This window comes from Mesorhizobium sp. M0659, assembly GCF_040320605.1.
GTDB lineage: Bacteria > Pseudomonadota > Alphaproteobacteria > Rhizobiales > Rhizobiaceae > Mesorhizobium.
In genome coordinates this window covers 239,928-264,072 of record NZ_JAMYPY010000002.1, presented here as the reverse complement: position 1 = coordinate 264,072, position 24,145 = coordinate 239,928, and the positions used below count along the sequence as shown (strand labels likewise).

The following is a 24,145-nucleotide window of genomic DNA, read 5'->3' as shown; positions in this document are numbered from 1 at the left end:
GATGGGCTTATGCCTACCCCCTTGATGAAGTTGATCCGGCGTGTTCGGGACACGCCAGTGTTTGAAAAGGGGTAAATATCTTGGCTAGCATCATGACGAACGCTTCGGCTCTGACCGCGCTGCAGAGCCTGAACAACACCAACAAGCAGCTTGAAACCACCCAGTCACGCATTTCGACCGGCTACCGCGTCGCCACCGCCAGCGACAACGCCGCCTACTGGTCGATCGCCACCACGATGAAGTCCGACAACAAGGCGCTTTCGGCCGTTCAGGACGCGCTTGGCCTCGGCGCCGGCAAGGTCGATACCGCCTACACCGCCATCACCGACATCAAGGACCAGGTCGACCTGATCAAGGCCAAGCTGGTCACTGCACGCAGCGCCAGCAAGGACGACCAGCAGAAGATCGCCACTGAGATCAAGGCTATCCAGGACCAGATCAAGTCGTCGGTCACCAACGCCTCCTATGCCGGCTCGAACCTGCTGCAGAACGACGCTGCCGCGACCTCCGACCTGAAGATCGTCGCGTCCTATAACCGCACCGGCACGACCGTCGCCATCGACACCATCGACGTCAAGGCGGCCGACACGCAGGTTCTCGATCTTCCTGGCACTGGCGGCATCGTCGGCGCTCTGCTGGCGACGACCTTCTTCGATCCCAGCACCACCCAGGTCCTCCCGGCGGCCATCGACACCGCACTCGGCGCCGTTGAAACGGCGCTTGCCAAGCTGTCCACGGGTGCCGCCTATCTCGGCGCCGCCAAGTCGCGCATCGACACCCAGAAGAGCTTCCTGTCGAACCTGTCGGACTCCATCGACAAGGGCGTCGGCGCGCTGGTCGACGCCGACATGAACAAGGAATCGACGCGGCTGCAGGCCCTCCAGGTCCAGCAGCAGCTCGGCATCCAGTCGCTGTCGATCGCCAACGGCAACTCGCAGTCGATCCTGGCGCTGTTCAAGCAGTAAGCCTGACCCGGCTTTCTCTTCCTTGAATAAGGGCCGTGCCAACAGCGCGGCCCTTTCCTGTATGGGTGTGTTTTGACGCATGTCGTTGACCCGGAATCGCGGCACACTTCCGGGCGACATGCTCTATCATCTTCGCACAAGCTTCGCGGTCTAGTGTTCCCACGGAATATCATGCTGGGAGCGCTTGAATCGTGCCGCAACAGATCCAGAGCATCATCTCGAATCTCAGGGCATTTGGCGTCAGGCGCCTCGCCATGCTGGCCGGCATTGCCGCATTGGTGATGGCCGTCATCGGCATCGGCTCGGTCTATCTCAACCGCCCGGCCTATGAGACGCTCTATGTCGGGCTCGATCGCTCCGACGTGAACCAGATCGGCCTGGTGCTCGGCGAAGCCGGAATCGGCTTCGACGTCGGCTCCGACGGCACCTCCGTGCTGGTGCCGGCCGGCACCACCGCGCAGGCGCGCATGCTGCTCGCCGAAAAGGGCCTGCCGACCAGCGCCAATGCCGGCTACGAACTGTTCGACAATGTCGGCTCGCTCGGGCTGACCTCCTTCATGCAGCAGATCACCCGCGTGCGCGCGCTGGAAGGCGAGATCGCCCGCACCATCCAGTCGATATCCGGCATCAAGGCCGCCCGCGTTCACATCGTCATGTCCGAGCGCGCCAATTTCCGCCGCGACGAACAGCAACCCTCCGCCTCGGTGGTCATCCGCTATTCCGGCATCGACGCCGAAAAGAGCGCCATGTCGATCCGCCATCTCGTCGCCGCCGCCGTGCCGGGCCTGTCGGCCGACAAGGTTACCGTGCTCGATTCCAACGGCAACCTTCTCGCCGCCGGCGACGATCCCTCCAACACAAGTGCTGCCCGCACGCTCGGCGTCGAGCAGACCGTCGAGGCGCAGATCGGCGACAACATCCGCCGCGCGCTGACGCCTTATCTCGGCCCCGACAATTTCCGCGCCAGCGTCAAAGCCGACGTCAATACCGACACCCGCCAGACCGAAGAGACAATCTTCGATCCGGAGTCGCGCGTGGAGCGTTCCGTGCAGTCGGTGCGCGCCAACGAAAACAGCAATCAGAGGCAGGCCTCGACCCCGGCCACCGTCGAGCAGAACCTGCCCGAGACCCAGGCGACCAGCACCGATGGTCCGCAGACGTCATCGGCGAACGACCGCAAGGAGGAGATCACCAATTACGAGATCAACTCCAAGAAGATCGCCACAGTCTCGAACGGCTATTCCGTTACCAAGATGTCGATCGCCGTCGTCGTCAATCAGCAGCGGCTGATGACCATCCTCGGCAAGGACGCAACGCCCGAGCAGATCGCCAAGCGCGTTGCCGACATCCAGAAGATGGTGGCCTCGGCCACCGGCTTCGACGACAAGCGCGGCGATATCATTGATGTCTCGGCGGTCGAGTTCATCGACGGGCTGGACGGCGAGCCGGTCGAACAGCCGGGCATAATGGCGTCGATCGGAACCCATGCCGGTACGATGATCAACGCCGGCGCGTTCATCGTCGTGGTGTTCCTGGTCGCCTTCTTCGGCCTGAGGCCAATGGCCACCGCGCTGAGCGCGCGGCCGACGCCGGCACTTGCCGGTCCGAGCTTCGACGACGTCCAGCGTTCACTGCCGACACCCGAAGCCGCCGGCGCCGAACCGGCGCGGGCTGCCTTGCCCGGCAGCCGCCCAGGCCCGACTCCACTCGACGATCTTCGTCAGAAGATCAGGCCGGCGCCGCAGGAGCGGCTTGCCCGCATGGTCGACATCAATGAGGAGCGCACCGCGCAGATCCTGCGCAAATGGGCGGCCCAGGAAGCAGCGGTATAGACCATGGCCTCGGCAGCGCTTTTCGACCTTTTGCCGGATTTCGGCGCACGCAGCCAGCGTGCCGGCCAGCCCTCGCTCGCGGCCATGGCCGAGCCAAGGCCGGAGACGTCGGCGCCGCAGGCCGACATCGGCGCGCTGATCGCCGAAGCGGTCATCGATGCCGAAGCCGCCCTTGAAGCCCGCCTTGCCATCGCCCACCAGGCAGCGCTCGAGGCACAGAGACAGGCCAACGCCGATGAAGCAAAGGCCTTTCTGGAAACTTTCGGCGGCGATGTCGGCGCGGTCGTCACTGCCCGTATCGAGATCATGGAGGCCAAGGTCAGCGACCTCGTCGGCGCCACCATTGCGCGCATCATTGGCGGCCTTGTCAGCGACGATCTGCAGAAGCGTTCGCTGGAAGCCCTTGCCGGCACGATCCGCGAAGCCGTCGGCGACAGCGAGGCGGTGCGCATCGCCGTGCGCGGACCGCTGTCATTGTTCGAGACGCTGAAGGCTTCGCTCGGCCCACGCGCGGCCAATCTCGATTTCGTCGAGGCACCCGGCTTCGACCTTACCGTCGCCATTGACGAGGCGGTGTTCGAAACCCGCATTGCCGAATGGTCGGCCGCCTTGTCCGAGGCCCTATCATGAGCGAGGGCCCTCTTATGAACGAGTGGACGTCATGAGCGTTGCCGACGCCGCTGAGCCCAGGCACGAGATCATCATCGTGCGGCGCAATCACGACGACCACGACGACGCCCACCATGGCGGCGTCTGGAAGATTGCCTTTGCCGATTTCATGACCGCCATGATGTGCTTCTTCCTCGTCATGTGGCTGATCAACGCCGCCAACGAGCAGACCAAGGCGGCGGTTGCCAGCTACTTCAATCCGGTCAAGCTGGTCGATCGCAACGCCAGCCGCAAGGGCCTCGAAGACCTCGGCGATGGCCCGAGCAAGGTCGGGCTGACGGCGGACGACCCGCGGGACAAGACCAGCAAGGCGGGACAGGACGGCATCGGCGGCGCCGGCACCTCGGACAAGAAGCAATCGAAGGAATCGGCGCCGAAGACCGATCTTTCCGACGAGCATCTGTTTGCCGATCCCTATGCGGTGCTGTCGGAAATCGCCACCGACACCGGCGTCATGCAAAATGTCAGCGAGAAGGGCGATGGCGGCGCGCAGGCGTCCGGCCCGGCTACCGGCGCATCCGGTGGCCAATCCTACCGCGACCCGTTCGCGCCGGATTTCTGGTCGCAGCAGGTGGCTGCACCAGGCGCCGAAGCCACCGCCGAACGCAGCAAGATCGAAGGCGATCCGCTGAAGCCGGGTGACAAGGCGGCACAGACGCAAGTGGCGGAGGTGAAGGCCGTGCCGGCCGCGCCGCCAGTGGCCGCGGCGCCGCTCGAGCCGCTGGCGAAATCCGTTTCCGATAAGCCACTGACCAAGGCTGAAGCCAAGGCAGAGGCCAAGGCTGAAGCAGCGAAGGCCCAGATTGCAAAGGCCGAAGCTGCCGAAGCACAACCCGCACCCAAACCCGAAGCCGCGGAAAAGGCGCCGACGGCCGCCACTGTTAGAGCCGCGGCGCAGGTCAAGCAGGAACTGGCCGAGGCCTTCAAGCCAGGCGACAAATTGCATAATGGCGTCTCCGTCGAAGCCACCGACAAGGGTGTCGTCATTTCGATCACGGACCAGTTCGATTTCGGCATGTTCGAGATCGGATCGGCGGTGCCTAGGCGTGAACTGGTGCTGGCGATGGAAAAGATCGGCCGCATCGTCAACGAGCAGAAAGGCACGATCAGCATCAACGGCCACACCGACGCGCGGCCGTTCCGCAGCGACACTTACGACAATTGGCGGCTGTCCACGGCGCGCGCCCATTCCGCCTATTACATGCTGGTGCGCGGCGGCGTCGACGAGCGCCGCATCACCGAGGTCGCCGGCTTCGCCGATCGCGAGCCGAAAATTGCAGCCGACCCGATGGCGGCCGCGAACCGCCGCATCGAAATCCTGATGGCGACCGACGGATGAGGCGCGCCGCGATCATCGGCCGCGCCGTCGGGCTGCTGCTGCTGAGCGCTGTCCATCCGCCATCGGCCTTCGCCGAGGACGGCTTGCAGCCCTATCAGCTGGTGCGCTCGCTGCAGCTTGTGCAGGACCGCATCGCCGCCGGCGATCACGCCGCGCTGCCGATGCAGGCCAAGCTGCTCGAAATGGCCGACACAAGGCTGCGCGCGGCGGACGCAGATGATTTCAGCGACCCGAAGAATTTTCGCGCCTTGCTGGTCTATGGCATGAGTGGCGGCAACCCCGTCACCGTCGAGGCGGCGGTGTCGCGCGCCAAGACCGACCCGCAAAGCCTGACCATCGCCAAGGGCATTGTCGATTATCTGAACGGCCGGCAGGCGGCTGCGATCGAGGCGCTGAAGCCGATCGATCCGATGACCCTGCCCCCCGATGTCGGTGCCTTTCTGGCGCTGGTCAAGGGCTCGCTTCTCGCCACCGAGCAACCGGTCAGCGCGCTTGCGCTGCTCGACGATGCTCGCCTGCTCAGCCCCGGCACGCTGGTCGAGGAAGCAGCGCTGCGCCGCTCGGTCGGCATCGCCGCCGCGCAAGGCGACGGTGCGCGTTTCGCGCTTGCCTCAACCCAATATGTCGAAGACTACCTCTATTCGCCCTATGCCAGCCAGTTCGCCGACGCATTCGTCTCCGGCGTCATCACGCTGCACATGGCAATCAGCCAGGACAAGCTCGCCGACATCACCGCAATGATGGATCCCGAGCGCGAGAAGGTGATCTATCTGCGCATCGCCCGCCGCGCCGCGATCGACGGCTTTGCCGATCTCTCCGCCTTCGCCTCGGCCAGGGCTGAACGGGGCCGCGACGGCATCCACAATCAGGACGATCCGCGCGCCCAGCTCTATTCCAGCCTGTCCACGGTAACGTCCGGCACCATCGGCGAGGTCCGCGCCAAGCTGGACAAGATCGATCGCAACCAGCTTTCGCAAAGCGACCGCGACCTGCTCGATGCCGCGCAGGCCGTGGCGGGTGAAGTCATCGCCCCGCCGGCGCCGTTGCCTGCCGAAAAGCCCGCACCTGCCGCGGCCAGGCAGGAGCCGGTCAAGACCGCGGCAGTGGAAAAACCCGACGAGCCAGAGCTGCCGCCGGTCGAAGGCGCGATGCCGGAACAGCCAGCCGTCACAACATCGAGTGAACCGGCAGCAACCGACCGACCGAAGGCGGCAAGTGAACCGGGCGCGCAGGCACCAAGCACGCCAGAGGCAAAGGCGGCGGAAACGCCTGCAGTCGCCTCGGCCAGCGATGCGGCTCCGGTCGTGCCGGCATCGGTGCCGGCCCCCGCCGCAGTAGAGCCTACCGATCCCACCGACGCCGCCATGGCGAGGACGCGTCGCCAGCTCGATTTGATCGACCAGATGCTTGGAGCAGCCCCGAAATGACCACCAATGTTGGCCAGGCCCTGCCGGCTCCCGCGCACGCCGGATCGAAGCAGTCGGCCTCAAACGCCAAGGGCGGCGACAAAAGCTTCGGCGACATGGTGCGCGGCGACGACGATGCGCCGACACCGATAGGCCAGGGAGCAATTGAGGCCGCATCGCACGAGCCGCATTGGGCCAAACGCAGCCCTGCCGGTCCCGGCAAAAGCGAAATCCCACACACCCAGTCTGGCAAAACGGGGACGAAATCCGCTGCCGGCAAGGCCGCAAAAGAACATGCCGATAGTGGCCCGGACAAACCATCCAAGGACGCTGAGGTGGCCGGACGAGACGCGGATGCAGGATCGCTGCAGGATCATTTGCCACTGGTGCTGGCGTTGCACGATATCAGGCATTTCTCAATGGTCCGGACAAGCGGGAACGGCATCGCGACGAATGGACAGACTGGGCAACCGGCGCCCGCTGGCGAGGCCATTTCTGCACAGACGTCGCCTCTGAAGAGACACCGCGCAGCGTCCGGCATTGACAACAGACTCGACACGACGACGCGATCGGAACGGGCCAAGCCCGGTACCAGCGTTTCCGCACAGGATCAGGGGCAAAAGCTGCCCGCGATCGGGCTCCAGTCCGGCAAACTGCCGCACCAGGATGGTCCGACGCCTCCTCTACCGGCGGACCAGACGGCAAGCGACGTTTCGGCACCCGAGGCAAAACGGTCCGCGCCGTCGGCGAAGTCCGTCGATGGAGCCCATTCCGCGGCATCGTCCACACAGGGAAAACAGCCGCCATTCGCTGCGCGCGTCGACATTGTCGCCGAACAGAGCTTCCCCGCGCCGGCGCATAGTCCGATAAACCAAACGACTTCGGCGCTTATCGACGCGCTGGCTTCGGACAACGGCCTGCGGCCAGCCGTTTCGACGCCGTCAACGACCGCCCAGACGGCCGGCTCTGTTGCCGTTCCGACACATATATTGAAGATCGAGCTTCACCCGGCAGAGCTCGGCATCGTCACCGCCAGTCTGAGGCTTTCCGGAGAACAACTTTCGATAGAATTGGAGCCCGAAACCCATGAGGCTTACCGCCGTCTCGCCACCGACAGCGACGCCATCGTGAAGTCGTTGCGCGGGCTCGGCTTCGATGTCGACAAGGTCACCATCCTGCAACCCTCGATAGCGATCCACGCAGCGGCCCGCAGCGATGCAGCGAACTCGCATCCAATGCCGCAAGGCCGCGACCAGTCCGCTTTTCAGCCCGGAAACTCGAGCGGCAACAATACGGGTTCGGGCGGCCAGCAGTCGGGAAGAAACCGCAATGACGATGCCCAGGAATTCGGCCGCGCTGGCGCGCCTGCTCGCGAGCGCGCTGGCGACGATATGTTTATCTAGCCTCGCCACCAAGCCGGCCACCGCCGCCACCAACCCTTGCGAGCCCGAGATTTTGCGTGCCGCCGACCGCTATGGCGTGCCCGCCGGCATCCTCTATGCGGTCGGGCTGACCGAGACCGGCAAGAAGGGTAGCTTGCAACCTAATGCCTTGAATATACAGGGGAAAGCGGTATTTCCAAGAAACCGCACCGAGGCCATAGCCACCTTCGAAGCAGCCCGGCGTGAGGGCAAGACGCTGATCGACCTCGGCTGCATGCAGATCAACCATCACTATCACGCCGCGCATTTCCGCAGCGTCGACGACATGCTCGACCCGCGCCAGAATGTCGACTATGCCGCGCGCTTCCTGGCCAGCCTGCATGCGCGTCATGTCAGCTGGTCGATGGCCGTCGCCCGCTACCACGCCGGCCCCGACAATGACCCCGCGCAGAAATTCTATGTCTGCCGCGTCATCGCCAATATGGTCGCCACCGGCTTCGGCAAATGGACCCCGAGCGCCCGCAACTTTTGCAACCCTTAGGTGAATCATCTCTTGCGAACGGCTGCAAATCCACGCCCGGCGGGTGACGTGCCACGTCACCCGTTCGGCAACCAACGATACAACCTCCTGATTGCGGTTATTTCGAAACTCGAAATAACTCCCAAGAAAATAGCTACAAGAAATGATGGTTGTTCAGGATTCCCGGCACCGGTTACGGCTCTTCCCACGGGGCAGATGATCTGATTCGGAGGCGGGGCCGATGATTGTAATCGTTGACGAGCGTGAGCTCGTAACTGAAGGCTATAATTCACTTTTCGATCGTGAGGGCGTCGCCTGTGCAGGCTTCGCGTCCGGTGAATTCGGCGAGTGGGTGACATCGGCCGCCGACACGGATTTGCGATCGGTCCGAGCCTTCCTCATCGGCGACTGCCGCGAAGGCACCATCTCGCCACGCCAGATCCGCGACCGCACCGGCGCTCCGGTCATTGCGCTGAGCGAACAGCACTCGCTCGAGAATACGCTGCGGCTGTTCGAGAGCGGGGTCGACGACGTCATACGCAAGCCGGTCCATATCCGGGAGATCCTGGCCCGCATCACCGCCATCCGCCGCCGCGCCCATGAGGACGTCAGCTACACCGAGATCGGCGCCATGCGCATCTTCATGGATGGCCGCGATCCCGAGATCGATGGCCAGCCGTTGCCTCTGCCGCGCCGCGAACGCCGCATCCTCGAATATCTGGCGAGCAACCGCGGACGCCGCGTCACCAAGACCCAGGTCTTCAACGCCATCTACGGCATCTTCGACGAAGAGGTCGAGGAGAACGTGGTCGAGAGCCACATCTCCAAACTGCGCAAGAAGCTGCGCGAAAAGCTTGGCCAGGACCCGATAGATTCCAAGCGCTTCCTTGGCTACCGGCTGGTGTTCTGATGGCGGTCTGCGCCAGCCTCGCGCAAGACAGAAATTATATCCTCGCGACCACAGATGGGCCCAACGATCTTGGGCATTGAGGAGACGTTCGATGAGCCTTTACGGAATGATGCGGACCGGCGTTTCCGGCATGAACGCGCAGGCCAACCGCCTTTCGGCGACAGCCGACAACATCGCCAATTCCGACACCACCGGCTACAAGCGATCCTCGGCCGAGTTTTCGACGCTGATTATGCCGCAGGTCGGCGGCGCCTATAATTCCGGCGGCGTCAACACCACCATCCGCTCGGCCATCAGCGCCCAGGGCGTGCTGCAGTACACGACCTCGGTTTCCGACCTTGCGGTCAACGGCAACGGTTTCTTCGTCGTCCAGGACCCCAGCGGAACGCCTTTCCTCACCCGCGCCGGCGCATTCGTTCCCGACGCTCAGGGCAGGCTGGTCAACGCCGCCGGCTACCAGCTGATGGCATACAGCTACGCCAACGGCACGCCGGCAGCCACCGCCAACGGCTTCGAAGGGCTGGTTCCGGTCCAGATCTCCGACCAGGAAATGACGGCGACGCCCAGCACCACAGGCAATTTCAACGCCAATCTGCCGGCTGGTGCCACGCCGCCCGCCGGTCCGCTGCCTTCCACCAACAGCCCGACCGCCGAATACACGTCGAAGTCCTCGATGGTCACCTACGACAATCTCGGCAACAAGAAGCTGCTCGACGTCTATTTCACCAACACCGGCACCGGCGCCTGGTCGGTCTCTGTGTTCGACCAGTCCCAGGCGACGCCGGGCACATCCTTCCCCTATACGGGCGGCGCGCTGGCCACGGCCAACCTGACCTTCGACACCACCACCGGCAAGCTAACCGGCGCGGTCGACAGCATAACGATCCCCGTACCGGGCGGTGCGTCGCTCGACCTCGATTTGTCCAAGCTGACTCAGCTCGGCACCGGCTTCACGGTCTCCGAAGCCAAGGTCAACGGCAACGCGCCCAGCACGATCGAAAAGATCCAGATCGGCGAGGACGGAGTCATTTACGCCCAGTATCAGGACGGCTCGACCAAGCCGCTGTTCAAGATCCCACTGGCCGACGTCCAGAGCGCCGACAACCTCACCGCACTGCCTGGCAATGTCTATGCGCAGTCCACCGACTCCGGCACCGTGCGCATCGGCTTCGCCAATGAAGGCAAGCTCGGCAGCATCATCTCCGGCGCGTTGGAAAATTCCAACGTCGATATCGCCGAGGAATTGACCAACATGATCGCGGCGCAGCGCAGCTACACCGCTAACTCGAAAGTGTTCCAGACCGGTTCCGACCTCATGGATGTCCTTGTCAACCTGAAGAGATAAACGACGGGCACTAGTGGGATGAACCCAAACCAGAGCAGCGCGGTGCGCGGATTTCGAATTCAAGGCCACACCGGCAAACCGGCCGGGGTGGTCTGGAATTGCAGATTTCCGAACGCCGACGCCGCCGACAGGGCAGAGACGTCATCCCCTCCCCACTGGCCTCGTGAAAGACCCGCATGTCGCTGACTTCCGCATTGACCATAGCCCAACAGTCGCTTCAGACCACATCGAAGCAGACCAGCGTCCTTTCCCGCAATATTGCCGACGCCAGCAACCCCGACTATGCCCGCCGCACGGCGGTCGTCGTCAGCAGCGCGCCCGGCGCCCGCTCGGTCGAGATCCAGCGCGCCACCAACGCCCTGCTGTTTCGCCAGAACCTTAGCGCGCAATCGGCATGGAGCGGCCAGAGCACGCTTTACAGCGGAATTGACCGCCTCGCCGTTGCCGTCAACGGCGTCGACAACGCCTCCTCTGCCTCGACCGCGATCGGCAAGCTGCAGAACGCGCTGCAGCTTTACGCCGCTACGCCATCGAACCAGAACCTCGGCTCCAGCGTCATCGACGCGGCCCAGCAGGTGGTGCGCGCTCTGAACGACGGCACCAACGCGATCCAGGATTTCCGCACCCAGGCCGATGGCGAGATATCAACGGCGGTTAACGATCTCAACTCGCTGCTTAGTCAGTTCCAGGACGCCAACAAGGCGGTCATCTCCGCAACCCGTTCGGGTACCGACGCATCCGACGCGCTCGACCAGCGCGACGCTTTGCTGAAGAAGATCGCGGACTATGTGCCGGTGTCGACCTTCACGCGTGGCGACAACGACATGGTCATCACCACCAAGGATGGCACGACACTGTTCGAGACCATTCCGCGCTCGGTAAGTTTCACCCCGTCGGCGGGCTACACGGCCGGCACACCAGGCAACACCATCTACATCGACAATGTGCCGGTCAGCGCCGGGGCTGGCGGCAACACCAGCGCCGACGGCAAGCTCGCCGGGCTCATCACCTTGCGCGACGGCATCGCGGCGACGATGCAGAGCCAGCTCGACGAAGTCGCGCGCGGCCTCATCACCGCCTTTGCCGAAACAGCACCTTCGCAGCCCGACCGAACCGGCCTGTTCACCTGGTCGGGTGCGCCCGCCATTCCGGCCGCCGGCACGCTGATCGACGGCCTTGCCGGCTCGATCAAGGTCAACGCCGCAATGGACCCGAGCGTCGGCGGCAATCCGGTGCTGCTGCGCGACGGCGGCGCCAATGGTGCGGCCTATATCGCCAACACTGCCGGCAACGCCTCCTATTCGCAGCTCTTGATCGGCTATGGCGACAAGCTCGACAAGCCGATGCCTTTCGACGCTGCGGCCGGCATCACCGTCACGTCCAGCGTGTCCGACTACGCCGCCAATGCCATTGGCTGGTTCGAAGGCCAGCGCCAGCAGGCCTCGAGCAACGCCGACGCCAAGGAAGCGCTGGCATCGCGCACCGCCGAGGCGCTGTCCAACGACACCGGCGTCAATGTCGACCAGGAGATGTCGCTGCTGCTCGACCTCGAACACACCTATCAGGCCTCGGCGCGCATGATGAAAACCGTCGACGACATGCTGTCGGCCCTGCTCGATGCCGTGGGATAAGCCATGAAAGCCACATCCGTCTCCTCAGCCGCTCTCTCCAACGCCGCGCGCTATCAGCAGATGCGCATGCAGGGCGAACTGGTCAAAGCCACCAAGGAATCGACGACCGGCACCGTCGCCGATGTCGGTCTGGCGCTCGGCGCGCGCACCTCGCAGGCGGTCACCTTCTCGCGCGACCTCGACCGGTTGAACGTCATCATCGATTCCAATTCGCTGGTCACCGCTCGGCTGTCCTCGACGCAGGCTGCGCTTGGCCAGCTTTCCGACACTGCGCAGAATTTGCTGACCGCACTGACCGCCGCCGGCAATTCCTCGAGCACCATCACGCAGCAAGCCGGCAAGGCCGCCGTGCAGCAGATGACCTCTATCCTCAACGCCAGCGTCAACGGCGAATATCTGTTTGCCGGCACCAACACCGACGTCAAGCCGATCGATGACTTCACTGCCGCCGGCTCGCCGGCCAAGGCGGCGTTCGACGCTTCCTTCTCGTCGTATTTCGGCTTCACGCAGACCGATCCGCTCGCCGCCAACATCACCGCCGCCCAGATGGACGGCTTCATCACCAGCAATGTCGTGCCGCAGTTCATGGGCGCCGGCTGGCAGGCCAACTGGTCGAACGCCACCGACCAGCAGATCGTCAGCCGCATTTCGCTGGGCGAAACCACCCAGACCTCGGCCAGCGCCAATGAAGACAGCATCCGCAAGCTCGCCATGGCTTCCGCCCTGATCACCGGCCTGCTCTCCGGCAACATCAGCCAGGCGGCGAAGACCACCGTCGTCGGTCGCGCCCAGGCGATGGTCGGCGAGGCGCTGGGCGGACTCGGCCAGTTGCAGGCCGAGACCGGCCTTGCCGAGAAGCGGGTCTCCGACGCCAGCGACCGCATGAAGACGCAGGTCGACCTGTTCGAGCGCCATATTCTCGATCTGGAGGGCGTCGATCCGGCCGAGGCCGCCACCCGCGTCGCGGATCTGACGCAGCATATCGAGACGTCCTTTGCGCTGACCGCGCGCCTGCAGCAGATGAGCCTGCTGAACTACCTGACCTGACAATCTCAACCGCAACGGTAGAGCCAAACGATGTACCAATTCTCCTACGCCGACATCCAGACCGACTCCGTTGCCGATGCGAAAGATCGCGAGCGGCAGCTTTTGACCCGCTCGATCGAAATGCTGGCGGCGGCGGCGGCGGTCGGCCACACCTCGATGGAAGCGGTCGAGGCGCTGCACTTCACCAACCGGGTCTGGACCACCTTCGTCGAGGATCTCGGTTCCAGCGACAATGTCCTGCCCAAGGAACTGCGCGCCAACCTCATCTCCATCGGCCTGTGGCTGCTGCGCGAGGCCGAGGACATCCGCCAGGGCCGCACCGACAATTTCGAAGGGCTGATCGAAGTGTCCCAGATCATCCGGGACGGCATTCAATGACCAACACGCTGAAGATATCGCTGAAGCCGAACGAGAAGATCTACATCAACGGCGCCGTCATCCGCGTCGACCGCAAGGTCACCGTCGAGCTGATGAACGACGTACAGTTCCTGCTCGAGAACCATGTCATCCAGGCCGACGATGCCTCGACGCCGCTCAAGCAGCTCTATTTCATCCTGCAGGTGATGCTGATGAACCCGGCCGGCGCCATCGAGGCGCGCGCCATGTTCCGCCGCTCGCTGCCCTTGCTTTTGGCAAGCTTCGAGGATGAGCAGATCAGTGGCGCGCTGAAGCAGATCGACCGCATGGTCGGCGAAGACCATATCTATGAAGCGCTGAAGGCTATCCGCGCGCTTTATCCGCTCGAACGCCGCGCACTTGGCGGCAATGACGATGTTCAGGGTGCGAAGCGCCCGCTGGCCGTGGGAGCACAATACTGATGAATGTGGACATGACGACGACGATCCCCACGGGCGCCAACCAGGGTACCCAGCAGACGTCGAAGACAGCGGTCGACTACCAGTCGTTCCTGAAGCTGTTGATCGCCGAGATGAAGAACCAGGATCCGACGAAACCGATGGATTCGACGCAGTATGTCGCCCAGCTCGCCACCTTCTCGCAGGTAGAGCAATCGGTGCAGACCAACACCAAGCTCGACCAGATCATGCAGTCCTCGGCGCTGTCGCAGGCCGATGCCTTGATCGGCCGCTCGATCACCTCGGCCGACGGCAAGACGACCGGCGTCGTGGCCTCGGTCAAGCTTGCAAGCAACGGCGTGATCGCCGTGTTGCAGAACGGCACCGAAGTGCCGGTCGGCGCGGGCGTTTCGATAAAGCCGGCCAGCTAGACAGTTCCATAGAGGCGCGCTCACATGAACGAGGCCGACGCACTCGACATCGTCCAGTACGCGGTATGGACGGTGCTTGTTGCTTCCGCGCCGGTGGTGCTGGTCGCCATGGTGGTCGGCATCGGCATTGCCCTGATCCAGGCCCTGACCCAGATCCAGGAAATCACCCTGACCTTCGTGCCCAAGATCGTCGCCATCATGCTGGTCGTGGCGCTGACCGGTCCGTTCATCGGCAGCCAGATCTCGGCCTTCACCAACGTCATTTTCGAGCGCATTGAAAACGGGTTCTAGGCAGCGCTTGCAGGCGGCTGTGTTCCGGCTAGATTGCAGGCCATGACTCAGGCAGAACTCACCGGCAGGCCATGTGCGGAATAGCCGGCGTCTGGCGCAAACGAAACCCGATCGACGCCAACGACCTGTCGGATGTCGCCAGCATGATGCAGGCGTTGGTACATCGCGGCCCCGACGATCATGACAGCTGGCACAACAATCGGCTGGCGCTCGGTCACCGCCGACTTACCATCATCGATCCCTCGCCCGCCGCCCGTGAGCCGATGCTGACTTCTTCCGGCGATGGCGTTCTCGTCTACAATGGCGAGGTCTACAATTACCGCTCGCTGCGCGAAACGCTGCAGGCGCAAGGCGTCGTCTTTCGAACCATCTGCGATGCCGAAGTGGTTCTCGAAGCCTTGCATCACTGGGGCCCCGAAAAAGCCGTGCCGCTGTTCGACGGGATGTTTTCCTTCGCCTATTTCGACGCTCGCAGCAGTGCGCTGTGGCTTGCGCGTGACCGTCTTGGAATCAAGCCGATGTCGGTGGCCGACACGCCGGAGCGAATCCTGTTCGCCTCGGAGGACAAGGCGATCCTCGCCTGCGACGGTTTTCCGCGCGACATCGACAGCCGCGAGATCACCTTGCGGCTTGCCTGGCAGAGCCGCGATTCCAGCTACAGCCTGTTCGACCGCATCGAGCGCCTGCCGCCCGCCGGCCTGTGGAAGATCACTGATGGCGTTATCGAGAAGCGCCGCTTCTGGCATGTGCTGGACGTGCTGGAGACCGCGCGCATTACCGGCGATGCATCCGCTGATGCTGAACACATGGCGACGCTCGAGGCGTTGCTCAAGGACAGCGTCGGACTTCACTGCATCGCCGATACCAGCGTTGCCACCGCCTGCAGCAGCGGTGTCGATTCCGGCCTGATAACGGCGCTGGCAAAGCGGTTCAGGCCGGAAGTCCACGGTTATGTCGTCGACCCGCAGCTCGGCAACAGCGAGGCCGAAGACGCCGAACGCACCGGCCGCCATGTCGGCGTGCCCTTGCGCCGGGTGCCGGTCGACAGGAACCGGTTTTTCGAACTTTGGCCAAGGGTAATCTGGCATCTTGAAAGCGATGGCTGGCACGCCAGCCATGTCGCACTGCTGGCGCTTGCCGAACGATGCCGGGCCGATGGCGTCAAGGTGCTGCTCACCGGCGAAGGCGCAGACGAATTGTTTGGCGGCTACCCCTTGCAGGCCTTGAGCATGAAGAAGTGGCGTTCCTGGTCGTGGCCCCGGCGCCTGGTCCATTCGAAGCGCTCGCTCGACCGGAGATTCGAGCAACAGCGTCATGCCCCCTACAAGGTCTCGGCTGGAAGCCACTCACAAATGGATCGCAGCATGGTCCTGCGTGCTTTGTCGCCGGAGCTGAATTTTCTGCAAACCGAGATCTTCGACCGCCTGGAGCCGGTTATGCCGCCCGCGGATCGCGCCTTTCTCGGTAGTTGCCTCTACGACCTCTATTCGCATCTGCAGGACATCCTGCACCGGCACGACCGGCTGAGCATGGCGGCGTCCGTGGAACTGCGGGTCCCGTTCCTGGAAAACCGCCTGATCGACTTCGCCATCCATTTGCCGAGGCGGCAGAAATACCGCGACAAAACAGGAAAATGGCTTTTGCGAAAGGTCGCTGAAAAGCATATTCCGCGCCAGAACGTCCAGGCGCGCAAGATCGGCTTCGAGATGTCGTCGCAATTTTCGGCCGGCACGGAGACTTTGCTACGCGGCGGTTTCCTGCGCGATGCCTTGAAATGGCCCGCCGCGAATTTGGAGGACATGGTCCAGTTGGCGCGGCGCGAGCAACCGTCCAGGCTGCGGCTTGTCGGCATGGAGCTTTTCCTGCGCCTTCACGCCGGCGGCGAGACGACAGGCACGCTGACCGAAGCCTTGCATACCGCTGCCCGGGACAGAAGCTGACTTCGCGCGCGGCCGACAGCCCCGCGCAGTGGACCAATGAGAACATCGCTCTGGGTAGCGGACCATTCCCGGCTGACGTATTTTCGCCCTTGCTATCCTGTTGTTGGACCATGATCTTTTTCGAAGACGCGTTCGCCCTTTTGGATGTCGTGCTCTATTTCAAACGGATGCCATGATTGTCGTCCCCGCGGACGAAACCAGCACGTTAAGGTGGGACAGGTCTGATGATCGATGACGAGCCGGACAGCGAACGCGTTTCGGCGCTGGCGCCGTTCCGGCACGGCATCTTCCGCGCCGTCTGGTCGGCCAGCCTGGTGTCGAATTTCGGTGGCCTGATCCAGGGCGTCGGCGCCGCCTGGATGATGACCACCATCGCCACGTCGCCCTATCAGGTGGCGCTGGTCCAGGCCTCGGCCACTCTGCCGATCATGCTGTTTGCACTCGTCGCCGGCGCCATCGCCGACAGCTTCAACCGGCGCAAGGTGATGCTGATCGCCCAAATCTTCATGCTGGTCGTCTCTGCACTTCTAACGCTGTTCACCTGGAACGGCTGGATGACGCCGTGGACGCTGCTTGCCTTCACCTTCCTAATCGACAGCGGCACGGCGCTCAACAACCCGTCCTGGCAGGCATCGGTCGGCGACATGGTGCCGCGCAACAAGCTGCCGGCCGCGGTTGCACTCAATTCACTGGGCTTCAACCTGACACGCAGCGTCGGCCCGGCGATCGGCGGCATCATCGTTGCCGCCGCTGGTGCGGCTGCTGCGTTCGCCGCCAATGCGCTGAGCTATATAGGTCTCATCATCGTGCTCTTCCGCTGGAAGCCGGAGCTGCCGGTCTCGACGCTGCCGCGCGAGACGCTAGGCGCCGCCATGGGCGCCGGCCTGCGCTATGTCGCCATGTCGCCCAACATCGGCAAGGTGCTGGTCAGGGGCTCCGCCTTCGGCTTCAGCGCCGGCGCGGTTTTGGCGCTGCTGCCGCTGGTGGCGCGCGACGTCGTCAAGGGCGATGCCTTGACCTACGGCATCATGCTCGGCGCCTTCGGCATCGGCGCCGTCGGCGGCGCGCTGATAAGCGTGCGTCTCAGACAATTGCTGTCCAGCGAGACGATGGTGCGGATGGCCTTCGCCGGCTTTGCCGTCTGCGCCTTCAATGCCGCCATCAGCCTCAATGCCTGGCAGACTGCGGCGGGTTTGCTCATCGGCGGCGCCTGCTGGGTGATCGCGCTGTCGCATTTCAACGTCACGGTGCAGATGTCGACGCCGCGCTGGGTCGTCGGCCGGGTGCTGTCGGTCTACCAGACGGCGACCTTCGGCGGCATTGCGCTGGGCAGCTGGATCTGGGGCGTCGTTGCCGATGCGCATGGCGCCGAAACCGCGCTGATTGCGGCGGCCATCGCGATGCTTGTTGGCGGCGCCATCGGCCTGTTCCTGCCGCTGCCGCAGCAGACGACTCTCAACCTCGACCCGCTCAACCGCTTCAAGGAGCCGCATCTCGGCCTCGACCTGAAGCCGCGCAGCGGCCCCATCGCCATCATGATAGAGTACATTATCCGCGACGAAGATGTACCCGAATTCCTCGCCACCATGGCCGAGCGCGGGCGCATCCGCCGCCGCGACGGCGCCCGCAACTGGACGCTGGCTCGGGACCTAGAAAATCCCGCAGTCTGGATCGAACACTACCACACGCCGACCTGGCTGGAATACATCCGCCACAACCGGCGCGCCACCCATGCCGACGCCGTCGTCGGCGAGCGGGTGCGGGCGCTGCACAGCGGCGACGAACCGCCGCGCGTGCGCCGCCTGATCGAGCGCCCGACGACCGCCGGCACCGCGCTGGTCTCGCCGAAGGGGCCGATCGATCACTGAGCTCGCCATATCCGTAGCGCCGGTCAGCCGGCGCTCTGGATCATGTAGAGCTTGCGCGTGGTCTCGCGTATCAGCCACTCGCCCTTCCAGCCCTGCGGCAGGACGAGGAGATCGCCCGGACCGAGTTCGCGCACCTCGCCATCGATGCGGCTCAGTTCCACGCGCCCCGAAATGATGTGGCAGATCTCCGACGAGTCCGAACGATCGGCGGTGAAGCGGCCGGGCGTGCATTCCCAGATGCCGACATCGACAGTCCCGTCCGGCGATTGAAAGAACGAGCGCACGGCCTCGACCTGATCCCCTTCAATCGAGGTTGGCTTAGGTGAGAACGCGCCGATCTCGGCCTTGGCGAGATCGTGGAAGGTCGAAAGATCGATCAAGTCTAGCTCCATGGATAAGAGCAATTCCAGGAAAGGGGTCTGCCCCGGAATTGCGTGAGAACAAATGGCTTTAGTGGCCGGTGATGCTGTCGGCCAACGCGGCCAGCTTCGAGGTGCGCGCAAGCCCTGCCGCCTCGCGGCCATCGGCAATGCGATAAAGCTGGTACATCGAATGCACGCCCAGCCAGCGGAAGGGCTCCGGTTCCCATGGCCTGACCTTGCGGTTGACCCAGGGCAGCTTCGTCAGCTCGGTGTTTGCCCCGAGAACAAGGTCAGCCAGCGTGCGCCCCGAAAGGTTGGAGCTGGACACGCCGAGGCCGACATAGCCGCCGGCCCAGCCGATGCGGGTCGCGGGATCGAGGCCGACCGTGGTGCACCAGTCGCGCGGCACGCCGAGCACGCCGCACCAGGCGTGATCGATGCGGCATCCCTTGGTCTGCGGCAAGAGCGTCGTCAGGATCGTGTGCAGCTGGTCGATCGTGGCCTGCTGCGTCTGGCCGTTGACGTCGGTGCGCGAGCCGTAGCGATAAGGCACGCCGCGTCCGCCCATCGTGATGCGTCCCTCACGCGTGCGCTGGGCATAGCAATAGGCATGCGCCGCATTGCCGAGCAGTTCGTGCCCTTCCCAACCGATGTCGCGCCACAGGTCGGCAGGCAGCGGCTCAGTCACGATCTGCGCGCTGTTGAGCGCCAGCCAGGTCCGCTCCTCGCCGGGGATGCCTGATGTAAAACCCTCGGTCGCGCGGATGATCGTCTCCGCCTGCACCGTACCGCGGTCTGTCGTCACGCTGCCCTTGGCGATGCTTGTCACCGTCGTCTTCTCATAGATCGGCACGCCCAGCCGCTCGACGGCATCGGCAAGCCCGCGCACCAGCTTGGCCGGCTGCACCCGCGCCTGGCCATGGACGACGAAGCCGCCCATGACGTTACGGATGTTGATGCGCGTGCGCGTTGAGGCGGCGTCCAGCATCTCGACGCGGTTCGGGTCGACATCCCAGGAACGGATCGTCTCGCATTCTTCGCGCACGCGCTCCAACTGCGCTGCGTTGGTGGCCACCGTCAGATTGTCGACGCGGCGAATGTCGGCGTCGATGCCTTCCTCGGTCGCGACCCGGATCACTTCATCAACGCAGCCTGCCATCGCCGCCTGCATCGCCATCACGCCTTGGCGGCTCGATGTCTTGAGATATTTTTCGCGCGACCAGCTGAAGCCGCCCGACAGCCAGCCGCCATTGCGCCCCGAAGCGCCGAAGCCGGCAAATTCGCGCTCGACGATCACGACGCGCAGCGATGGCTTCGCCTTTTTCAGATAGTAGGCGGTCCACAGGCCGGTATAGCCGGCGCCGACAATGGCGACATCGGCCTCGATGTTTCCAGGCAAGGACGGGCGCGGAACGGGAACCGCCCCCAGATCCGCATACCAGAACGATATGTCGCCGTTGCGCTTGGCTTGCATGGAATGACTTTCAGATGGGATCAGGCCAGATGGGATCAGGCCAGATGGAATCAGGTGAGTGTGGTGTCGGCGCTTGCGTCGTCCGCGAGCAGCTTGGCATCGCTGCCGTCGAAGCAGAGCTCGACCTTGTCGCCGAGGCCAAAACTCTCGCCGGTCAGTGGTGAGCGCACGATCGCGGCCGAGCCGTCGGCGAGCTTAACTTCGTACTTCGATTCCGAGCCGAGATAGATGGCTTCCGCGATCGTCCCCGACAGGCGGTTGGCGCCATTGGCAGCACTTTGGCCGGCTCTTCGGATCGCGAGCTTTTCGGGACGCAGCAGCATCACCGGACTGGCTTCTCCCGACAGCTTACGCGGTACCGTCACCGTCTCGCCGGCGATGCTCAGCGCGGTGCTGTTGCCATCGCTGCGCGCCTTGCCGCGCAGCACGGTGGAATCGCCGATGAAGCGGCCGACGAACAGCGTTGCCGGCTCGTCATAGAGCTGGCGGCCGGTGCCGACCTGCTCGATGCGCCCGCGGTTGAACACGGCGATGCGGTCCGACAGCACCAGCGCCTCTTCCTGATCGTGCGTGACATAGACGAAGGTGGTGCCGAGTTCGCGATGGATGCGCTTGATCTCGAGCTGAAGCCATTCGCGCAGCTTCTTGTCGAGCGCGCCGAGCGGCTCGTCCATCAGGAGCAGCGGCGGGTCGAAGACGATGGCGCGTGCCAACGCCACGCGCTGCTGCTGGCCGCCCGACAATTCGCTGGGATAGCGATGCGCGAAATCGCCCATCTTGACCATGTCGAGCGCCCTTGCCACGCGTGTCTGCCTCGTCGCCTGGTCGACGCCGCGAAGCGTCAGCGGATAGGCGACGTTGCGGCCGACGCTCATATGCGGGAACAGCGCGTAATGCTGGAAGACGACGCCGATGTTGCGCTTGTGCGCCGGCACGCCGACGACGCTTTTTTCCCCGACCAGAAGCTTGCCGCTGGTGACATCGGTGAAACCGGCAATCACGTTGAGCGTCGTCGTCTTGCCCGAGCCGCTGGGGCCGAGCAGCGTCATGAACTCGCCGGGCTCGATGCGCAGCGACACGCCGTCCAGCGCCTTGAAGCCGCCATAGGCCTTGCTGATCGCTTCGAGATCGATCGCCGCGCCCTTGCTTGTCGGCTTCGGATTCATTGGCGTCCTTTCCGCTCGCGGCCAAGAAGGAGCATGCCGCCGCCGATCAGGATCGTGGTCGCGAAAAGCAGGATCGTGCCGACAGCCGCCACCGTCGGATCGGCGTCGCGCGTGATCGAGGCAAAAATCTGCACCGGCAATGTCTTGAGATAAGGGTTCGTGATGAACAGCGACACGACAATCTCGTCGAACGAGGTGGCGAAAGCGAACAGCAGGCCTGAGAGCACGCCCGGCGCGATCAGCGGCAGCGTCACCGTGCGAAACGTGGTCAGTGCGCCGGCGCCCAGGCTCGCGGCGGCTGTCTCCAGCCGGCGGTCGAACACTTCGAGACTGGCCGAGACCGCGATCAGCACGAAGGGCAGCGCAAGGATGGTGTGGGCCAGCACGAAGCCGAGCAGCGTGCCGACGAGCTGCGTGTCGAGATAGACGGCATAGATGCCGATCGCCAGCACCACGCCCGGCACCACCATCGGCGTCAGCATCAGCATACGCAAAAGGTTCGCCGGCCGCGCCTTCATGCGGTCGAGGCCGAAGGCGGCAAGCGTGCCGAGCACCGTTGCCAGGACGGCAACGATGGAGGCGACTTTCAGCGAGTTCAGGAAGCTGTTCGACCAGTCCGGATTGGTGGCGAAATTCTGGTACCACTGCCAGGAAAAGCCTTGCGGCGGAAACGCCAGCGATTTGTTTTCGTTGAACGACATCGGCACCACGACCAGCGTCGGCGCCACCAGCCATATCGCCACCAGCAGGCAGACGAGCCCGAGAAGAACGCGGGTGAGCGGCTTCATCTCCATCAGCGCCGCCCCGCTTCCCGATGACTGGACCGCATCACAGGTGCTGCCAGCGCCAGCAGCACGAAGGTGGTGACCAGCAGAACGACGCCCATGGCGCCGCCCCTGCCCCATTGCAGCAGGCTCAGCACCTGCGTCTGCACCAGCGTCGACAGCATGGTCGAGCGCGGGCCGCCGAGCAAAGCCGGCGTGATGTAGAAGCCGAGCGACAGTATGAAGACGATGATCGCGCCGGCATAGACGCCGGGCAGCGACAGCGGCAGATAGACGGTGAAGAACGCGCGCGACGGCCGCGCACCGAGGCTTTGCGCCGCACGCATCAGCCTGAGGTCGATGCCTTGCATCACGGAATAGAGCGGCAGGATCATGAACGGCAACAGCACCTGCGCCATGCCGATGACAACGCCGGTCTGGGTGCGGATCAGCTTGACGCCGCCGAACCCGACCGAGCGCAGCAACGAATTGATGACGCCCGAATCCTGCAGCAGGATCACCCATGACAGCGTTCGCACCACACCACTCACCCAGAACGGGATCAGCACGCAAAGCACAAGCACCAGCCGGACGCGCGGCCCGACCGCGGTCATCAGATAGGCATAGGGATAGGCCGCGATGACGCAGACCAGCGTCACCCAGGCTGAAATGACGAAAGTCCGCTGCAGCACTGTCAGGTTGACCGGCGCGCCGAAGAACCAGGCATAGTTCCGCAGCCCCCACTCAGGTTCCGACAGGCTGCGCAGTACGATGGTGAGCAGCGGGTAGCCGATCACCGCGACAAGCAGGATGAGCGCCGGCGCCGTGAGCGCGAACGGCCGCCATGCCCGACCCGGCCGCGCATGGGCGGCGGGTTGGGCGATGGGTTCGGACGCGCTCACGGCCTGGCTCTCACTTGGCTGTTCAGTTGCCTGCCATCAGCGCCGACCACTTCTCCTGCGCCACCGGGAAGTTCTCGACCCAGAACTCGATGTTCTGCTTGTAACCCTGCTTCTGGCGCTCGGGCGTGTTGGTCAGGAAGGCGGCGACCGACGCATCGACCTTGGGCTGCGCGTCATTGTTGATCGGCGTATAGGAGGTCTGCTGCGCCAGGATCTCCTGCGCCCCCTTGCCGAGATAGGCATTGAGCAGCGCATAAGCCGCATCCGTATCCTTGACGCCGACCGGAATGGTCATCTGGTCCATCACCACCAGCCAGTCCTGCCAGGCCGGCGCATATTTGGCGCCGTTCTTCACCGCCGTCATGGCACGTCCGGTCCACATCATCAGCATGTCGGCTTCGCCAGATTCGGCAAGCTGCTGCGACTCAGCGCCGGTCTTCCAATAGATCGTGTCGGGACCGAGCTTGCGGATGACATCGATGGCCTTGTCGATGTCGGCCGCCGTCATCGCCTTCGGGTCGCCGCCAGACGCCTTCAACGCCTGCTCCAGCAGGCCGCCCGTCGGGTCGCCCGAACCGTCGAGCGCGCGCGTGCCGGGGAATTTTGCCGTGTCGAAGAAATCGGCCCAGTTCTTGGGCGGGTTATCCCCATACTTCTCCTTGTTGTACATCAGCACGACGCCGTAGTTCATGGCCGGCACCGAGCATTCGCCGACCTGGCCCTCGGGCACCTTGGAGACGTCGAGCTTGCTGAAATCAAGCTTCTGGAACAGCTTGCCGCAATAGACGTAAGGCGGCAGGTCGGCGGTGTCGACGACGTCCCAGGTGACGTTGCCGGATTCGACCTGCGCCTGCAGCTTGGCGATCTCTGTCGGCCCGTCATTGAGCAGCGTGGCGCCGGACTTTTCGACGAACTCCTTGAGCGCGGCGGCCTGGCCGTCCTGGTAGATGCCGCCATAGGAGACGAGCGTCAGCGTCTTGCCCTTGAGCGAGCCTTCCTTGACCTCACCCGCGACAGGCTTTTCCTGCGCGAACGCTGCGGTTGCCAGAACGCCGAGCGCCAGCACGGCGCCAAGGCCAAGATGTCTTGTTTTCAGCATGATTATTG

General features: G+C 64.0%; 23 protein-coding genes. 17 read left to right on the top strand and 6 right to left on the bottom strand.

Features of this window, described 5'->3' with window-relative positions:
* Positions 1 to 80 precede the first annotated feature (80 nt).
* The 17 genes from NKI31_RS04430 to NKI31_RS04350 all read left to right on the top strand — a co-directional run bounded on the left by NKI31_RS04430 (position 81) and on the right by NKI31_RS04350 (position 18,370).
* A complete protein-coding gene (locus NKI31_RS04430) occupies positions 81 to 965 on the top strand; it encodes a flagellin N-terminal helical domain-containing protein (RefSeq protein WP_023683302.1) in 885 nt (294 codons plus the stop codon).
* Between the two features lie 191 nt (positions 966 to 1,156).
* Entirely contained in the window at positions 1,157 to 2,797 is a 1,641-nt protein-coding gene (gene fliF, locus NKI31_RS04425; protein WP_352650597.1) for a flagellar basal-body MS-ring/collar protein FliF, read from the top strand.
* 3 nt (positions 2,798 to 2,800) lie between these two features.
* Positions 2,801 to 3,427, top strand: a complete 627-nt coding sequence (locus NKI31_RS04420; protein WP_023701073.1) for a hypothetical protein — start codon at positions 2,801 to 2,803, stop codon at positions 3,425 to 3,427.
* A 31-nt stretch (positions 3,428 to 3,458) separates the two neighbouring features.
* A complete protein-coding gene (locus NKI31_RS04415) occupies positions 3,459 to 4,805 on the top strand; it encodes a MotB family protein (protein WP_023740987.1) in 1,347 nt (448 codons plus the stop codon).
* Positions 4,802 to 6,232, top strand: a complete 1,431-nt coding sequence (locus NKI31_RS04410; RefSeq protein WP_352650595.1) for a MotC family chemotaxis protein — start codon at positions 4,802 to 4,804, stop codon at positions 6,230 to 6,232. The genes NKI31_RS04415 and NKI31_RS04410 overlap by 4 nt, the downstream gene beginning before the upstream one ends.
* Positions 6,229 to 7,614 (top strand): flagellar hook-length control protein FliK, encoded by a 1,386-nt coding sequence (gene fliK, locus NKI31_RS04405; RefSeq protein ID WP_352650594.1) that lies wholly within the window; start codon positions 6,229 to 6,231, stop codon positions 7,612 to 7,614. Before NKI31_RS04410 ends, fliK begins: the two co-directional genes overlap by 4 nt.
* Positions 7,547 to 8,134: a transglycosylase SLT domain-containing protein gene (locus NKI31_RS04400; RefSeq protein ID WP_502899095.1), complete on the top strand. Its 588-nt coding sequence runs from the start codon at positions 7,547 to 7,549 to the stop codon at positions 8,132 to 8,134. The genes fliK and NKI31_RS04400 overlap by 68 nt, the downstream gene beginning before the upstream one ends.
* A 220-nt stretch (positions 8,135 to 8,354) precedes the next feature.
* On the top strand, positions 8,355 to 9,023 hold the full coding sequence (locus NKI31_RS04395; RefSeq protein ID WP_023740983.1) for a response regulator transcription factor: 669 nt from the start codon (positions 8,355 to 8,357) through the stop codon (positions 9,021 to 9,023).
* Positions 9,024 to 9,114: 91 nt separating this feature from the next.
* Positions 9,115 to 10,368, top strand: a complete 1,254-nt coding sequence (locus NKI31_RS04390) for a flagellar hook protein FlgE (protein WP_023671890.1) — start codon at positions 9,115 to 9,117, stop codon at positions 10,366 to 10,368.
* A 176-nt stretch (positions 10,369 to 10,544) separates the two neighbouring features.
* Entirely contained in the window at positions 10,545 to 11,999 is a 1,455-nt protein-coding gene (gene flgK, locus NKI31_RS04385) for a flagellar hook-associated protein FlgK (protein ID WP_352650592.1), read from the top strand.
* A 3-nt stretch (positions 12,000 to 12,002) separates the two neighbouring features.
* Positions 12,003 to 13,046, top strand: a complete 1,044-nt coding sequence (locus NKI31_RS04380) for a flagellar hook-associated family protein (protein ID WP_352521408.1) — start codon at positions 12,003 to 12,005, stop codon at positions 13,044 to 13,046.
* Positions 13,047 to 13,076: 30 nt separating this feature from the next.
* The gene (gene flaF, locus NKI31_RS04375) at positions 13,077 to 13,424 is read left to right on the top strand and encodes a flagellar biosynthesis regulator FlaF (RefSeq protein WP_023671893.1); all 348 of its coding nucleotides are present in this window, start codon (positions 13,077 to 13,079) and stop codon (positions 13,422 to 13,424) included.
* Complete coding sequence (gene flbT / locus NKI31_RS04370) at positions 13,421 to 13,864, top strand: flagellar biosynthesis repressor FlbT (protein WP_023683290.1); 444 nt, start codon at positions 13,421 to 13,423, stop codon at positions 13,862 to 13,864. The genes flaF and flbT overlap by 4 nt, the downstream gene beginning before the upstream one ends.
* A complete protein-coding gene (flgD, locus tag NKI31_RS04365) occupies positions 13,864 to 14,271 on the top strand; it encodes a flagellar hook assembly protein FlgD (RefSeq protein WP_023671895.1) in 408 nt (135 codons plus the stop codon). The genes flbT and flgD overlap by 1 nt, the downstream gene beginning before the upstream one ends.
* Before the next feature lie 24 nt (positions 14,272 to 14,295).
* Positions 14,296 to 14,562, top strand: a complete 267-nt coding sequence (gene fliQ / locus NKI31_RS04360) for a flagellar biosynthesis protein FliQ (RefSeq protein WP_023671896.1) — start codon at positions 14,296 to 14,298, stop codon at positions 14,560 to 14,562.
* Between the two features lie 71 nt (positions 14,563 to 14,633).
* Positions 14,634 to 16,502, top strand: a complete 1,869-nt coding sequence (gene asnB, locus NKI31_RS04355; protein WP_023691732.1) for an asparagine synthase (glutamine-hydrolyzing) — start codon at positions 14,634 to 14,636, stop codon at positions 16,500 to 16,502.
* Positions 16,503 to 16,726: 224 nt separating this feature from the next.
* Positions 16,727 to 18,370: an MFS transporter gene (locus tag NKI31_RS04350; RefSeq protein ID WP_023671898.1), complete on the top strand. Its 1,644-nt coding sequence runs from the start codon at positions 16,727 to 16,729 to the stop codon at positions 18,368 to 18,370.
* 23 nt (positions 18,371 to 18,393) lie between these two features.
* Here the strand turns inward: NKI31_RS04350 and NKI31_RS04345 are convergent, their stop codons facing one another.
* Genes NKI31_RS04345 through NKI31_RS04320 form a run of 6 tightly spaced genes read right to left on the bottom strand, consistent with a single transcriptional unit; the run spans position 18,394 to position 24,137 of the window.
* Positions 18,394 to 18,762 (bottom strand): cupin domain-containing protein, encoded by a 369-nt coding sequence (locus NKI31_RS04345; protein WP_081726812.1) that lies wholly within the window; start codon positions 18,760 to 18,762, stop codon positions 18,394 to 18,396.
* Between the two features lie 58 nt (positions 18,763 to 18,820).
* On the bottom strand, positions 18,821 to 20,206 hold the full coding sequence (locus NKI31_RS04340) for an NAD(P)/FAD-dependent oxidoreductase (protein ID WP_023695740.1): 1,386 nt from the start codon (positions 20,204 to 20,206) through the stop codon (positions 18,821 to 18,823).
* A gap of 50 nt (positions 20,207 to 20,256) precedes the next feature.
* Positions 20,257 to 21,372 carry an ABC transporter ATP-binding protein gene (locus NKI31_RS04335; RefSeq protein ID WP_023686365.1) on the bottom strand — a complete coding sequence of 372 codons (1,116 nt, stop codon included), beginning with the start codon at positions 21,370 to 21,372 and terminating at the stop codon, positions 20,257 to 20,259.
* Positions 21,369 to 22,166: an ABC transporter permease gene (locus tag NKI31_RS04330; RefSeq protein ID WP_023695739.1), complete on the bottom strand. Its 798-nt coding sequence runs from the start codon at positions 22,164 to 22,166 to the stop codon at positions 21,369 to 21,371. Before NKI31_RS04330 ends, NKI31_RS04335 begins: the two co-directional genes overlap by 4 nt.
* Complete coding sequence (locus NKI31_RS04325; RefSeq protein ID WP_023695738.1) at positions 22,166 to 23,038, bottom strand: ABC transporter permease; 873 nt, start codon at positions 23,036 to 23,038, stop codon at positions 22,166 to 22,168. The genes NKI31_RS04330 and NKI31_RS04325 overlap by 1 nt, the downstream gene beginning before the upstream one ends.
* A 22-nt stretch (positions 23,039 to 23,060) precedes the next feature.
* Positions 23,061 to 24,137, bottom strand: coding sequence for an extracellular solute-binding protein (locus NKI31_RS04320; protein ID WP_023695737.1), 1,077 nt, complete (start codon positions 24,135 to 24,137; stop codon positions 23,061 to 23,063).
* Positions 24,138 to 24,145 lie beyond the last annotated feature (8 nt).